This is a genomic window from Chitinophaga sp. SYP-B3965 (assembly GCF_009647655.1).
Taxonomy (GTDB): domain Bacteria; phylum Bacteroidota; class Bacteroidia; order Chitinophagales; family Chitinophagaceae; genus Chitinophaga.
Genome location: NZ_WJFD01000001.1, coordinates 2,040,125 through 2,055,432 on the forward strand (window position 1 = coordinate 2,040,125; position 15,308 = coordinate 2,055,432).

The following is a 15,308-nucleotide window of genomic DNA, read 5'->3' on the forward strand; positions in this document are numbered from 1 at the left end:
TTAGTAAAATGGAAGAATATATCATCCTCATGCGTTTAGACCTGCTCACTAAAGAGGCCCAGCCCTCTCCTGAACAGATGCAGGTGTACATGAAACAGTACCAGGACTGGGTAGGTGGCATTGCTGCGCAAAATAAGTTCAAAGGTGGTACCGGCCTCTCAACAGAAGGAAAAGTGATAAAGAACAACGTGGTAACAGACGGGCCTTATGTTGATATCAAAGAATCCATCGCCGGCTTCATTATGATCCATGCGAAGGACTTTGACGAAGCCACAAAGATAGCCGGCGAATGCCCCATATTAGCGGGAGCAAACAACAGCGTGGAAGTAAGAAAAGTAGTGATGCAGTAATATGGAAAAGGACGAACTCATACCACATTTGTTCAGGACCGAATACCGGAAAATAGTATCCGTGCTCTGCAAACGTTTTGGGTTTGACCAGGTAGCAATTGCCGAAGATATTACCAGCGATACTTTCCTTACTGCTACACAATCCTGGGGCCTCAAAGGCCTGCCGGAAAACCCCACTGCCTGGTTATATAATGTAGCAAAGAATAAAGCGAAGAACTACCTCCAGCGAAGCACTTTCTTTGAAGATAAGATTTCAGCGGAGCTGCAGCACAGCTCCGCTGAAACAACCGAAGAAACAGATATAGACCTCTCCCCGCAAAACATCAACGACAGCCAGTTACAGATGATGTTCACCATCTGCCATCCAACTATTTCCAGTGAATCGCAGATCGGTTTATCCCTGCGTTTGCTTTGTGGTTTTGGGATAGAAGAAATAGCAGATGCCTTCCTCACCAGTAAAGAAACCATCAATAAACGCCTGTTCCGTGCCAAAGAAAAACTGCGGGAAGAGGGAATTAAAATAGCATTCCCCGATCCTGCAGCAATAGAACAACGGTTGGAAACAGTGCTCAAAACCATCTACCTGCTGTTCAACGAAGGGTATACCAGGTTACGTAAAGAACTCTGCCTGGAAGCGATGCGGTTATGCATTATGCTGGTAGAGAACAACAGCACTAACACACCTCCCGTAAATGCACTGCTTTCATTAATGTGTTTTCACACCTCCCGCTTCGATGCGCGCATAGATGAAGATGGCGCAATGGTATTATATGGAGAACAGGATACCAGCCGCTGGAATACAGACCTGATCAGCAAAGGAGGTTATTTCCTGCGTAACTCCGCCAGCGGAAAGGTCACCCAATATCACCTGGAAGCTGGCATCGCTTACTGGCACACGCAAAAGGAAGACACGAAAGAAAAATGGGAAAACATCCTGCAAAACTATAACCGCTTATTGCAAATAGCCTACTCCCCCATGGCCGCCCTCAACAGAACGTATGCGCTTTCTAAAGTGAACGGCAAACCCGCAGCCATTAAAGCCGCAGAACAACTGGAACTAACAGATAATCATCTCTGCTTTGCCCTGCTGGGTGAATTATACACAGGCATCAACAACGAAAAAGCCCAAACGCACTTTGCAAAAGCTATCGCCTTAGCTAAAACACCGGCAGAGAAAGAAGCTCTTCAGCGGAAGAAAAACTTGTCGCAATAACCCCTCAAAGTTGTCGTTTTCCACCAGCAGCCATTTGCCGCCAGCCCATTACATTTACAATATGGAAACTACGATATTAGACAAGGACATGAAAGTCTTTTATGTAACAGCGGCTGCTTTCCCCGAAGGTGTAATACCAGCACACGAAAAACTGCACAGCATGGTGCCATTCTCAACCGAAAGGGCCTATCTGGGGATTTCCCGCCCCGAAAATGGCGGAGGTATTGTTTACAGGGCTGCTACCGAGGAAACTTTCCAGGGAGAAGCAGAGCAGTATAAATGTGACACCCTCATCCTGAAGAAAGGCAAGTACCTGAGTTTGATCCTCAAAGATTATGCAAAGGACCCCCTCAGCTTTAAAAAGGCATTTGACAAACTGCTGAACCAACCCGGGTTAGACCCTAATGGCTATTGTGTGGAATGGTACATCAACGGCGGTAAAGATGCGAAATGTATGATCAGGCTGGCATAGTGTTTGTCCCCTTTACTATTGAAAATAAATAAGTTACGATATGAAAACAAAAACGATCTGGGGAAATCTTCCTGTTAAAGACGTGGAACGCACGAAGAAATTCTTCCTGGAACTGGGTTTTAAATTCAATGGGGGAAACAATGAATTATGCAGCTTCATTATTGCTGAAAACGCATTCATCATTAATTTCATCGGGGAAGAAAAGTTTAAAAAAGAAGCCAGTTACAGCGAACTGACGGATACAAAGAAATCTGCTGAAATATGTTTCTCTCTTTCAGCAGAAAGCAAACAGGAAGTGAATGAATGGGCAGCGAAAGTAAGATCCCTCGGCGGCACGGTGCTCTTAGAACCACAGGATATACCGGGAAATATGTACAACACCGTTTTTGCAGACCTGGACGGGCACCGATGGAATGTATTGTACTGCTAATAAACCCCTCCCCTTACTTATTATCCCCTGTTATTGTATTTTTCCGTTATTTTATGGTCAATTCAATGAAGCGGGAGATTGACAGAAAATCAAATATATAATGAAAAGGAACTCCTTTCCCGGATAGTGAAGGGAGATGAATCAGCCTATAAAATGGTTTTCCTGCAATATTGGCCAAGGGTATACTCCACCGCCCTGATCTTTACCAAAGTACCCGCTTTAGCAGAAGATGCAGCCCAGGAAGTATTTGCCCAGCTTTGGATTAAAAGGGCATTGCTGGCCGATGTAAAGGAATTCAGGACCTACCTGTTCAGCATGGCCCGCAACCTGATCTTTAATACACTCAGAACAAAGATATTCACCGGCAATTTTGACGAATACCTCCAGGAATATTTCGCTGATTCCTTTGCGGATCCCGCTGCCCTGCTGGAATTCAAAGAAGCCGGCCAGATCATAGAAAAGGGGATTGATCAACTCACCCCCCAGCAGCAAAAGGTATTTCGCATGAGCCGCTTCCAGGGTTTAAGTCATGCGGAGATCGCAAAGGCTACAGGCTTGTCTCCCAGAACAGTTAAAAATTACATGGTGGCGGCCATTCAATCCTTAAGGGGTCACCTGGATGAACAGGCTGATTCCATCACTATTTTCCTCTGGGTGCTCCTTTATTTATAAATTTTTTACTTTCACCAGGGTCCTATTTGAATAAAGATGTGTCTATATAGTGGGCAAACCGGAAAAAGATGGACCAATTCAACCAGCTATTACAAAAATTCATCAATGATGAAACGCTTTCGAAAGAAGAGTTGCAACGCTTTTTGCAACTTGCCCGTGCTCCCGAAAATGAGCAGGTTGTAAAAGATGGTATCGGCCAAACCCTGGATGCAGTTACCTTTGATGATCTGTCAACAGACACAGATGCTGAGTTGCAATTCGTAAAAACCCTCCAACGCGCCGGCACCTTAAAAGCAAAACGATCTATATGGAAATGGGCCGCCGCCGCGTCTATTCTCCTTGTTATAGCCACAGGTACTTATCTTCTCCTTCCCGGGAGTCCTGAAGCACAAAAAGGCGCAACCGCACAAACAGATATCCAACCCGGAAAAGAAGGTGCCATCCTCACACTGGACGATGGTAGCGAGGTTGTGCTGGATAGTCTGGGCAATGGTCTGGTGGCCACCCAGAACGGCACCAAAATAGTGGTCCGGAACGGGCAGCTGGCCTATGACCTTACAAATGAAACGGCGAAGGAAATGGCCTATAATGTAATGACCACTCCCAAAGGCCGGCAAACTCATCTCACCCTCTCTGATGGCACACAGGTATGGCTGAATGCGGCCAGCGCCATCAGATACCCTACCGCATTTAAAGGAGAAAAACGTACAGTGGAACTAAGAGGAGAAGCATACTTCGAAGTGGCAAAAGATAAAACCCTCCCCTTTATAGTAAAAGTAAGAGGCGGCAGGAAAGTGGAAGTTTTAGGAACACGCTTTAACGTGAATTCCTACGAAGACGAGCCCTTTATCAATACCACCTTGCTGGAAGGAAGCGTAAAAGTGGAAAACCTGGTATTAAAACCCGGCCAGCAGGCCCTGATCAATACGAGTATTAAGCTGATAGAAAATGCCGATACGGAAAAAGCAATAGCCTGGAAGAACGGCCTGTTCAATTTCGAAAATGCCAGCCTGGAAGAAGTAATGAGGCAATTAGCCAGGTGGTATGATATAGAAGTGGTCTACGAAAAAGGTATCCCGGACATTCATTTCTTAGGCAAGCTGAGCAAGGATATCAGCCTGACCGGCCTGATCAGGACACTCAGGGCATCCGGCGTGAATTTCAGAATAGAAGAAGGACGGCGATTAATAGTATATCCATAAATAAATGGTCAACCAAAAAACAAAACCGCTACAGCTTGAGACCTGTAGCGGCGAATATTTAGGTTGATCCAAAATGCGTCTTGAACAACGTTTATTTCTTAACAACCAAAATTGCTGCTAAAGTATGCCAAAATCTGCACTTTGTGAACGGAATGCTGTTCCCTGCCTGGCTAACAGGCCCGCTTTCCGGTTCACAACACAAATGTTGCGAATTATGAGAATTGTAAGCTTTCTTCTCTTCGTTGTCTGCATGCATGTTTCCGCTAAATCATCCTCGCAGACGGTTACCATTTCCGGTAAAAATCTCTCCCTGAGAAAGGTTTTTGATGCTGTTGAAAAACAAACCGGTTATGTTGTATTTCTCAACAGCAATCTCCTTGCTTTATCCAGGCCCGTTTCACTTACCGTAAACAATATGCTTCTCACGGATGCATTGCCTGTTATTCTGAAAGATCAGCCATTCAACGCTTTTATCGAAGGGAAAACGATCGTTCTTTCCCAAAAACCCGGTGTTCAAAAAACAACAGAACAACCCGCACCCATGTTAGATATACGTGGTCAGGTATTAGATAACAAAGGCACTCCCATTCAGGGCGCCACCATCTCTGTTCCCGGTTCCCGTTTAGCTACCACCGCAGATGCAGAAGGTCGTTTTTCTTTCTCCGGCATTCCGGAAGATGCTACCCTGGCGGTGTCCGCAATCGGGTTTCATTCCCTCGTTTTTAAATACACAAACGGAACACCCGTTATGGCGGAACAACCCGGAAAACTGCTGATAGCAGCCAACGGCACACTCATCTTACAACTGGAACAGAAAATAAGTACCCTCAGCGGCGTGGAAGTAACAACGGTAAATACCGGTTACCAGACTATTTCAAAATACAATTCCACCGGCGCCACAGTAGCTGTGGCAGGTAAAGAACTGGAAAAGAGATATACAACAAATATCATCGACAACCTGGAAGGAAGAGTACCCGGACTGGTAAATTACAGGGGAACCACTACCATCAGGGGCGTTAGCACCCTTCAGTCTTCCACCAGTGCATTGGTGGTGGTGGATGGCCTTCCCATAGAAGGCTCCGTAGCAAACATCAACCCTTATGATATAGAAAGTATTACCGTGCTGAAAGATGCGGCCGCTGCTGCCATTTATGGCGCCAGAGCTTCTAACGGCGTTATTGTGATCACCACAAAAAGAGCCAGGGAAAAACGCACCACCGTTGAGTTTGCCAGTGATATCATGGTATCACAAAAACCGGATTTTTCTGAATATAATTATGTAACAGCAGCCCAGCAGGTAGATCTGGAAAAAGAATACTGGAACTTCTATTACACCGGTGGCGCCATTGCCAATCCTATTCCCACCACAGAAACAAACATCACAAAAGGCAATCCCATCTCTCCTGTTCAATACGCCTATTACCAATTAGCGAAAGGCACCATCACACAAAAGGACCTGGATGATCAGCTGGCTGCTTTCAGGAAGAACGACTTCGTGCAGCAGTATAAGGATAATGCCATGAAGAACCGCGTACTGCAACAATACAATGTAGTGGTAAGGACCAGTGGCGGCAGATTACAATCCAGCCTCGTACTCAATTACAAAAGAGATAACGGGGGAATTATCAATGCTTATAACAAACAGTTCAACCTGTTCTATAAAGGTACCTATGACGTAAGAAAATGGCTCGACATTGATTTCGGTGTGAACACTATCGCCGGGAAATCACGAGCCAGCAACAGCAATTTCGCTACCAGCCCTTTTAATGTTTCTCCTTATCAGCAACTGCTGGATGAAAACGGCAAGCGCGTACAGTATGCCAATAAAGACTACAATATCTACAATACCCTCATTAACGGAACACCCCAGCTGCAAAGCATGATGGTGAACCATCTGGATGAACTGGGCCGTGATTACCTCACTACCATTCAGCAGAACACAAGGTATTATGTGAATATGAACTTCAAAATACTGCCGGGTTTAACCTTCAAACCGCAGTTCCAGTATGAGGATAACAATGAAAATACATCCAACTATTCCGAGGCAGAAAGTTTCATTGTAAGGAACCTGAAGAACCTTTATACCTCCCGTGCCGGCACCGCACCTAATTATACATATACCTCTCTCCTTCCGGCCAACGGTGGCAAACTGGCCACTTCCAATTCAAAAGGTACTTACTGGACTGCCCGCGCACAGGCTGATTACAACAAACAGTTTGGTAAACACATGATCAACCTGATAGCAGGTACAGAATTCAGGGAAACACGTTTACGCGGCACAAGAGGTTTATTGCTGGGATATGATGATCAGCTGCAATCCTCCGCCATGACGAATGTGAACCTTTCCGCATTCTCAGGTGTGTCTGCCACCACATTTTTCAAACCCGGATATAATCCTATCAACGAGTATAACACCAATATCGCCAATGCACTGGCAGTGATCCCTGATGTTACACACCGCTTCGCTTCAGGGTATGCGAATGCAACGTATACATACGACAGGAAGTATAACGTATTCGGTTCCTACCGGAAAGATTATGCAGATGTATTTGGACTAGATCCTAAGTTCAGAGGCCGCCCGTTATGGTCTGCCGGCCTTGGATGGAATGTATCCAATGAATCATTTATGGCGGATGTAAAATGGGTGAATTACCTGAAACTAAGAGCTACCTATGGTGTAACAGGAAACATTAACCTTGGCACCACCAGTTTCCTCACCGCTAATTCCAGCCTGGTAAATCCCATTACCGGACTGCCTGTGGCCGTTGTTGAAAATCCGGCCAATGATAAATTAAGATGGGAAAGAACAGCCACCACTAACTTCGGGCTGGACTTTACTTTACTGAATGACAGGTTAAAAGGATCATTTGATCTCTATCGCAAAAAAGGTACAGACCTCTTTGCCAACAGGAGATTAGACCCCTCCGAAGGATTCAGCAACCAGGTGATCAACAATGGTGGCTTAATGAATAAAGGCCTGGAATTAAGCCTGGAATACAGCTGGATAAAACCTGGCAGAAAAGATGGTTTAGGCTGGTCTACCTTGCTGGTGTTCACTAAGAACAAGAACGAGATCACCTATGTGGATGAAGTGGCCGTAACACCCATCGCATTAGCCAGTGGCGGTTATAAAGTAGGTTATCCCGTAAGAGGTTTATTCTCCTACCAATATAAAGGACTTACCGACGCCGGCCAGCCACAATGGTTAAAAGCAGATGGAACATTAACCACTACTGCTTTGGTGAACAGTGATCTGAGCGCTGTGATCTATTCCGGTGGACAGGATCCGCGCACAAACATGGCACTCACCAATGAGATCTATTACAAAGGGGTCAGCCTGAATGTGCTTTTGGTATATTACGGGGGACAGTTCATCCGCGCAAGGGTTCCGGAGATCCAGAACCAACCCACCACCAACCCATTACCGGCTGATGTGTTGAATAGCTGGTCGCCCGCAAACAAGGATACAGACATTCCCGGATGGGGACAATACATTCCCGTAGCACCTGTTCCCGGAAATCATCTTCGCTATTCAGATGCATTTGTACGTGCAGGTGATTTTATCAAAATAAGGAATGCCGTACTCAGTTACAACCTGCCGGAATACCTGGCAGGAAAGATCAGCGCTACCGGTGTAAGAGTAAGGTTCCAGCTAAATAATCCTAAGGCTTTATGGTTAAAGAATGATGTGAACATAGATCCGGAAACAGGCGGTGTGCCTATCCTTCCGTCTTACGTATTCGGCATCAGTGTTAATTTCTAAAAAGAACGAACATGCAAAAGATAATATATAGTTTGGTATTAGGAAGTTTAATACTCCTGCTCCCGGCCTGCAATAAATTTACAGACATTACACCCAAAGGAAAGAACATACTCAACCGGGTGTCTGACCTGGATATCCTGCTGAATTATAATTTTGTTACAGACGTTTTCAGATTTGAAGATGCAAACGCCCTGACAGACGTATATCCTTACGTTACCAATATTCCCAATCTCCTCAGTGCTACATCTAAAGGGCTGCAATTTGCATTGCTCACTTATGATGCATCGATAGACAGGGTTACACTGGCCGCTACGGATGCAAAATACGAGCAGTTATATGCCATCATCAATAATGTGGCCAACATTGTACTCACCAATGCAGATAAGGCCAGTGGGGACAGGATGAAAGCAGATCAGTTGAAAGCAGAAGCCTATATCCTGCGTGCTTATCTGCATTACATCCTCGTGAACATTTACGCCAAAGCCTACGATCCGGCCACAGCGGCTACTGATGGCGGCATCCCTTATGTGATGGACAATGATATCACCACCCCCAATAAAAAGAACACAGTAGCAGAAGTATATACCAACCTGCTCGCAGACATAGACGCCGCATTTCAATTAAATGCCCTCCCCGATAAACCGGTCAACAATATGCGCATAGGAAAAGGATTCGCCTATGCCGTGAAAGCAAACGTACTTTTATCCATGCGCAATTATCCAGGCGCATTGGAAGCAGCAGAAGCCAGCCTGGCTATCAGCAGCTCGCTGGCAGACTACCGGAAATTCCTGAAAAGCCAGGGTGGTGTAGTAACCGGCGCTACCTATGCAGCCGCAGAGAATTTATTCTATGCTTCTTATGCACAGGCTGGCCCTGTATTGCAATCCCCCACAATGGAAGTAATGGCGGATGCATATGAACCGGGAAGCATTATCAGAGACTCCGCTGCTATCTATATTGCCAATCCCATTTCAGCATTACCCGGAAGCAAAATATGGTACACCACCACCATCTCTTTTGGGATCAATACAGGCGGGCTCACCACCAGCGACATGTATCTCGTAAAAGCAGAAAGCCTGGCCCGCACACAAAAAGTACCGGACGCTATGACCGTTATAAACTACATCAGGGAAAGAAGGGTTGCTCCTTATATCCCGGTAGCCGCTGCAACAGAAGCACAGGCCATGACATATATCATGAGAACGGCCAGAACAGAACACCTCTACACCTACAAGAATTTCATGGACATCAAAAGATGGAACGCAGAAGGAACATATAAGCAAACACTCAAAAGAACGATAAGTGGAAAAACCTACGAGCTGAAACCGGAATCTCCATTATGGATCTTCCCTTTCCCGCAAAGTGCCACCGCTTATAATACCAATCTGACACAGAACTACTGATCATCATGAGAAAGATATTTTTATCATCGTTGCTGTTGCTTTCTGCAACCAGCTTTGCACAATCCGTCATCAAAGGGCATCTCAAACAGATGAAACCCGGCACCTGGATCTACAGCCAATGGTACGACACAGAACATATGGCCTTCGGGCCAGAGGGGTTTGATTCTGTGCAAAGCACGAAAGATGGCTTTACCATTTCACTACCTCTCAAAGAAGGCGGAGGCAATGGAAGGGTCATTTTCATTGGCAGAAAAAGCGGCCCGGGCAAGGGCATGTTCGTGTATGCAGACAAAGGACAGATCACCCTCACCGGCAATGATTCTACCTTCAACGGTATTGAAATAGGCGGGAGTTTATTTGCCAGGGAACTCAATGAATTCCATCACCTGATAAAGGATCAAACCCCGGACTCACTAAAAAAAGCCCTTAGCCTGCAATGGATAGATGCACATCCCAATAGCCCCATATCGGTTTTCATCATGTACAATATATATGAACCCCTATACGGTAAACTCACTATTGATGAACAGGAAACCATCCTGAACAAACTGCAACCCGGCGCCCTTAAAAACAAGATAGCCGAAGCCATGAGGTTCTCCATCCGCACGGAAAGGCTCACCGGCATTGGCAAAACAGCGCCGGACTTTACTCAGAACGACACACTCGGAAAACCCGTATCACTGAAGGATTTCAGGGGGAAATATGTGTTGGTGGATTTCTGGGCCAGCTGGTGTGCACCCTGCCGCCGTGAAAACCCCAATGTAGTAAAAGCATTCAACCAGTATAAAGACAAAGGCTTTACCGTCCTCGGCGTATCACTGGACCAGGCAGGTAAAAAAGACGCCTGGCTAAAAGCCATCCATGATGATGGACTCACCTGGACGCACGTAAGTGATCTCAAATACTGGAACAATGCCGTGGCCAAACTATACGATGTAAAAGCGGTACCCGTTAATTTCCTGGTAGGCCCGGATGGCAGCATCCTTGCTAAAAATTTAAGAGGAGATGCGCTGCATAAAAAACTCGCAGAGCTGCTACAACATCAACCATTCTCACTCTCTGGTACTGTTAAAGGAAAAGACACCGGCCGGATGTACCTCATTGCCACTGATATGTACGAACACAAAATAGTGGACTCCGTACCCATCCTGAATGGGAAGTTTGAATTTAAAGGAACCATGCCACATCCGCTCATGGCCTTCATCGCAGAAGGAAGATCCCCTGCATCAACAGAAGACCCCAACAGTGTTTCCTTCTTCCTCGATCCCGGTAATACAGTTGCCACCCTGCAATACGGTAATTTTAAGAACGTAACATTAACAGGTGCTACAACACAAACTGAATTAAAAGAACTGAAACAAATAGATCTGGCATACGTTCAGGCACATCCGGATTCCTATGCCGCTATTTTTTTACTGCGCAGCAAAACAGCCGATAAAGAAAAACTCTTCCAGGCCTTCTCTCCCGCTGTACAGCAAAGCGGGTTCGGACAGTCTATCAAATATGCTATAGACATATTAAAGCTGGGTCTGCCGGGATCAAAAGCAACAGACTTCAGCGCCATGGATATCAACGGTACACCTCTTAAACTCGCTGATCATAAAGGCAAATACGTATTGCTGGATTTCTGGGCCAGCTGGTGTGTTCCCTGCCGGGCCGGTAATCCCCACCTCCTTTCCTTATATGCTCAATACAAAAGCAAAGGTTTAGAGATCATTGGTATTTCTGACGATGACCGGAATCCGGATGCCTGGCACAAAGCAGTGGAGAAAGATGGCATCGGTGTATGGAAACATGTGCTGCGGGGCCTCGACATGAAAAAGGTAATGGCGGGAGATATCAATCTCAGGAACCACAAACTGGAGATCAGTAATAGTAAATACGGCGTTACCGCATTACCTACTAAAGTATTGATAGACCCCTCCGGTAATATCATTGGAAGATACGGCAGTGACGAAGCCGCATTGGATAAAAAACTGGCCGAAGTAATGCCATAAAAAAAGGCAGACCGTAATGGTCTGCCTTTTTTCTTTAGAACTTATAAGCCGCACTCGCCACAAAATTCGTTGGCTTCTGCGGGTTGATAGACCAATACCCCGTATAATAAGTTTCGTTGGTAATGTTATTTACATTCACAGACAGTCTGAATTTCTTTGCATTATAGAACACCGATCCGTTCAGTAATGCATAAGATGGCAGATCAAAATTACCAGTAGCACTGTTATCGATCACCCTGTAAGTGCTCCCATAGTTTCCACCAAGGCCAAGACCAAAGTTCTTCAACGCACCATGCATGAATTTATACGTTGCCCAGATATTAGCGAGGTTATGAGGTCCTTCGCCACCGGGGCTTCTGCCCACTTCAGAATAAAAATCACCAGGAGTACCTTCTATTACTTTGATCTGGTTGTAGCTATAACCAGCGATCAGGTTAAGCCCGGGGCAGAGAGTGGCATTGATATCAAACTCAAATCCTTTGCTGCGTACAGCGCCACCCTGGCGGGAATTATTCATATTACCAACTTCAGGGATCACCCTGTCGCTCACTTTAATGTTATATACAGAAACAGTAGACTGTAATTTACCGTCTAACAAATTCGCTTTCACACCACCTTCCCATTGATTGGCATGTTCCGGCTTAAATGTCCTGAACTCACCTGTCGGCTCACCATCCTGATCATACAAGATGGCCGGGGACACGTTGACGAACGCATTCATATAGTTTGCGAAGATGGATACCTTATCCAGGATAGGTTGATACACCACGCCAAATTTAGGAGACAGTGCGAATTGCGAGAAATTGGCCGTTACATCTTCCTTTGCACCTTTCGTATCGAAATAATCAGCCCTTAAGCTCACCATCACCATTAAACCCGGTGTCACGTTGAGTACGTTGGAAAAATAAGCGCTATAGATACCGTTTTTATTTTCGGTAGGTACTGATCCCGAAGAAGCTAACAGCGTATCAATAGAATAACGATTTAAAGGCACAGGATCAGGATACGGCTCAAAGGCGGCGATATCACCCTGTGGTGAAACCAATCTTCCGGTTAACCATCCTGAACCTTTGTCAACAACTTTACGGTGCATATAATCCAGCCCCACCAATAAGCGGTTCCGCATGTTACCGATCTTGAAATCGCCATTGAAATTCTGTTGAATATCTATCGTCGTGGTGGTATTATCTTCTCTATGGAAGTCCTGGCCAAACCAATTGTCACTCACGCCATCATCCCATATATAAGTATAGATCCCGTCGGACTTTACTGCTCCGTAAGAAACCACTGTTTGGGAACTCCACTGCTTAGATAATTTATACAGCATTTGCCCTTGCACATTTGTGCGGGGATTTTTGATGGTGATATCATTGCTGGTGAAAGACAGTTTATTATTGAGGTTCAGTTCATCAACCGTTTTAAAAGTAAGCTCGCTTGCCCTGTCTGAATGGAAAAATACCGGTGGCGCAGCTCTCTTCTCCTGCAGCACTTCCGCCATCAGGTTAAATGTGAGCCTGTCGTTCACTTCATAAACAAAGGAAGGTGCTATGTAAAAAGATTTCTTATTGCCCGCATCCTGGAAACTGCCTTCTGTATGTAAAGCAGCATTCACACGCATCGCGATCTTCTTTGTTTTACTCAAAGGGGTATTCACATCTACGGTTAATCTGTGCAGATCAAAACTCCCGATATTATAGGCCACTTCACCACCAAAATCATAGTAAGGCTTTTTGGTGATGGTATTGATAACACCGCCATAACCGTAAAAGCTGCCGCCGAACAATGTGCCGGAAGGGCCTTTCAATACCTGGATCTCTTCTACGCTCGCAGGGTCCAGGTTACCACTGGTTAAACCGGGTAAACCATTGATCAGGTTAGGTTGTGCATCAAAACCCCTCAACGCAAAATAAGATCCGCCATCACCAGCTCTGCCTGTAGATTCCCATGTTCTTACAATGCCCGGAACATTCCGCAACGCATCATCATAACTGGTGATCCCCTGTTGCTTCATGAGTTCCGAAGAAACAGAATTATATACCTGTGGATTCTCCAGGTTCTTCAATGGCAATTTTGCCACACTCTTCGTTTCCCTGCCAGAAGCCTTGTCAGACACAACTACTTCCTGCAATTGGGCAGCATTCGCGTTCAGCACAAAGTCAGCTGTCACTGTTTGCCCGGCTGCAACAGTTACCGTTTGGTCCTGGGAAGCAGCAGCAACAGCAGATATCTTTAAAGTCCAGCTACCTGGCTTTACATTTTTAATGAGGTATTCCCCTTTCTCATTACTGATAGCGCCTTTATTGGAACGATCTACCCGCACCGTGATATAAGCACCAGGCTGACCATCACTCGTAGTGACTTTACCCTTAATGGTACCAGTTTGTGCAAATAATGTGGTAATAGAGAACAGTAATGTGATAAGAGAGAGTAGTATCCTTTTATTCATCTTAAGAACTATTTGAGCGGCAAAGTTCCGCCGACGAAAAAGGAACCGTTTACGCAATCGGGAATTTCTTTGATCATAAAGGGAAAAAAGAGGGCAACATGACGAAAGCATGACAAGAATCCATATATAAGAACCCAAAAAACGCCCCCTCAGCTGCGCAGCAGCGCAGCTGTCTTCAGAAAACAAATCTCTCAAAAAAGAAAAAAAACCTCCGCCCTTTGCTGCGCGGCAAACCCCTTCCCCCCATTTTGGACACAACTACAAGGGATATGGCTACTTTAATATCCCCAATCCGCAGCACCTTTGCCATATGATACAATCAAAAGGATACGCCGCCCAAACGGCCGAAACAAACCTCGCTCCCTGGAACTTCGAACGCCGCGAGCCAGGAGCACACGATGTACTAATAGACATCCTCTTCTGTGGCGTCTGCCACTCCGACCTCCATGCCATCAAAAACGACTGGTTCCCCGGGATCTTCCCCATGGTCCCCGGTCACGAGATCGTAGGCAGGATCAGCCAGACAGGCGCTCACGTCAAAAAATTCAAAACCGGAGACCTCGTAGGTGTCACAGTAATGGTAGACGCCTGCATGGAATGCGAGAACTGCCAGAACCACCAGGAACAATTCTGCTCGGTAAGCCCCGTACAGACATACAACAACCTCGGAAAAGATGGCCTCCCCACCTACGGCGGTTACTCAAACAACATTGTGGTACGGGAAGAATTCGTACTAAACGTTTCCGAAAAACTCCCCCTGGCTGGCGTAGCTCCATTATTATGTGCCGGCATAACCACTTATTCCCCCCTACGCAACTGGAAAGTAGGCAAAGGACATAAACTGGCAGTAGTAGGCCTCGGCGGTTTAGGCCACATGGCTGTAAAGTTCGGCGTAGCTTTTGGCGCAGAAGTCACCATCCTGAGCACATCTGAATCCAAAAGAGAAGATGCCCAATCCCTCGGTGCCCATCATTTCGTAGTCACCAAAGATCCCGAACAGCTAAATAAAGTGAAATCCTCCTTCGATTTCATCCTGGACACAGTTTCCGCACCACATGATATCAACGGCTATCTCTCCTTGTTAAAAACAAACGGCGTGCACATTTGCGTAGGCGCACCCGCAGAACCTTATGTGATCCCGCCATTTGGCATCATAGCAGGAAACAAAGTAATAGCCGGTTCCGGTGTGGGAGGATTAGCCCAGCTCCAGGAAATGCTGGATTATTGCGCGGAGAACAACATCGTTTCCGATGTGGAGATCATTGATATTAAGAACGTCCAGGTTGCCTTTGAACGGATGCTGAAAGGAGACGTACGTTACCGCTTCGTCATCGATATGGCCACAATTGATTAAATTTGA

At 45.9% G+C, this 15,308-nt stretch carries 11 protein-coding genes; 10 read left to right on the top strand and 1 reads right to left on the bottom strand.

Going from position 1 to position 15,308, the window contains the following annotated elements; all coding sequences use genetic code 11:
• The first annotated feature begins 8 nt into the window (after window positions 1-8).
• The 9 genes from GFS24_RS07905 (at window position 9) to GFS24_RS29080 (ending at window position 11,502) form a co-directional block, all read left to right on the top strand.
• Window positions 9-350, top strand: a complete 342-nt coding sequence (locus GFS24_RS07905) for a YciI family protein (RefSeq protein ID WP_153659030.1) — start codon at window positions 9-11, stop codon at window positions 348-350.
• A gap of 1 nt (window position 351) precedes the next feature.
• Complete coding sequence (locus GFS24_RS07910) at window positions 352-1,563, top strand: RNA polymerase sigma factor (RefSeq protein ID WP_153659031.1); 1,212 nt, start codon at window positions 352-354, stop codon at window positions 1,561-1,563.
• A 61-nt stretch (window positions 1,564-1,624) separates the two neighbouring features.
• Entirely contained in the window at window positions 1,625-2,035 is a 411-nt protein-coding gene (locus GFS24_RS07915; RefSeq protein ID WP_153659032.1) for a transcriptional regulator, read from the top strand.
• Between the two features lie 40 nt (window positions 2,036-2,075).
• Complete coding sequence (locus tag GFS24_RS07920) at window positions 2,076-2,465, top strand: VOC family protein (protein WP_153659033.1); 390 nt, start codon at window positions 2,076-2,078, stop codon at window positions 2,463-2,465.
• A 78-nt stretch (window positions 2,466-2,543) separates the two neighbouring features.
• Window positions 2,544-3,137 carry an RNA polymerase sigma factor gene (locus tag GFS24_RS07925; protein WP_153659034.1) on the top strand — a complete coding sequence of 198 codons (594 nt, stop codon included), beginning with the start codon at window positions 2,544-2,546 and terminating at the stop codon, window positions 3,135-3,137.
• Between the two features lie 68 nt (window positions 3,138-3,205).
• Window positions 3,206-4,339 carry a FecR family protein gene (locus tag GFS24_RS07930; RefSeq protein ID WP_153659035.1) on the top strand — a complete coding sequence of 378 codons (1,134 nt, stop codon included), beginning with the start codon at window positions 3,206-3,208 and terminating at the stop codon, window positions 4,337-4,339.
• Between the two features lie 214 nt (window positions 4,340-4,553).
• On the top strand, window positions 4,554-8,102 hold the full coding sequence (locus GFS24_RS07935) for a SusC/RagA family TonB-linked outer membrane protein (protein WP_173003007.1): 3,549 nt from the start codon (window positions 4,554-4,556) through the stop codon (window positions 8,100-8,102).
• 11 nt (window positions 8,103-8,113) lie between these two features.
• Window positions 8,114-9,505, top strand: a complete 1,392-nt coding sequence (locus GFS24_RS07940; RefSeq protein ID WP_153659037.1) for a RagB/SusD family nutrient uptake outer membrane protein — start codon at window positions 8,114-8,116, stop codon at window positions 9,503-9,505.
• 5 nt (window positions 9,506-9,510) lie between these two features.
• Window positions 9,511-11,502, top strand: a complete 1,992-nt coding sequence (locus GFS24_RS29080; protein WP_153659038.1) for a redoxin domain-containing protein — start codon at window positions 9,511-9,513, stop codon at window positions 11,500-11,502.
• 34 nt (window positions 11,503-11,536) lie between these two features.
• On the opposite strand, the gene GFS24_RS07950 is transcribed toward GFS24_RS29080, so the two are convergent.
• Complete coding sequence (locus tag GFS24_RS07950) at window positions 11,537-13,948, bottom strand: TonB-dependent receptor (protein WP_153659039.1); 2,412 nt, start codon at window positions 13,946-13,948, stop codon at window positions 11,537-11,539.
• A gap of 310 nt (window positions 13,949-14,258) precedes the next feature.
• Between GFS24_RS07950 and GFS24_RS07955 the strand changes: the two genes are divergently transcribed.
• Complete coding sequence (locus tag GFS24_RS07955; protein ID WP_153659040.1) at window positions 14,259-15,302, top strand: NAD(P)-dependent alcohol dehydrogenase; 1,044 nt, start codon at window positions 14,259-14,261, stop codon at window positions 15,300-15,302.
• Window positions 15,303-15,308: the final 6 nt, after the last annotated feature.

Bases quoted from the DNA above. Each gene is read 5' to 3' on its own strand.
- GFS24_RS07905 (WP_153659030.1), top strand. From the start codon at position 9: ATGGAAGAATATATCATCCTCATGCGTTTAGACCTGCTCACTAAAGAG.
- GFS24_RS07910 (WP_153659031.1), top strand. From the start codon at position 352: ATGGAAAAGGACGAACTCATACCACATTTGTTCAGGACCGAATACCGG.
- GFS24_RS07915 (WP_153659032.1), top strand. From the start codon at position 1,625: ATGGAAACTACGATATTAGACAAGGACATGAAAGTCTTTTATGTAACA.
- GFS24_RS07920 (WP_153659033.1), top strand. From the start codon at position 2,076: ATGAAAACAAAAACGATCTGGGGAAATCTTCCTGTTAAAGACGTGGAA.
- GFS24_RS07930 (WP_153659035.1), top strand. From the start codon at position 3,206: ATGGACCAATTCAACCAGCTATTACAAAAATTCATCAATGATGAAACG.
- GFS24_RS07935 (WP_173003007.1), top strand. From the start codon at position 4,554: ATGAGAATTGTAAGCTTTCTTCTCTTCGTTGTCTGCATGCATGTTTCC.
- GFS24_RS07940 (WP_153659037.1), top strand. From the start codon at position 8,114: ATGCAAAAGATAATATATAGTTTGGTATTAGGAAGTTTAATACTCCTG.
- GFS24_RS29080 (WP_153659038.1), top strand. From the start codon at position 9,511: ATGAGAAAGATATTTTTATCATCGTTGCTGTTGCTTTCTGCAACCAGC.
- GFS24_RS07950 (WP_153659039.1), bottom strand. From the start codon at position 13,948: ATGAATAAAAGGATACTACTCTCTCTTATCACATTACTGTTCTCTATT.
- GFS24_RS07955 (WP_153659040.1), top strand. From the start codon at position 14,259: ATGATACAATCAAAAGGATACGCCGCCCAAACGGCCGAAACAAACCTC.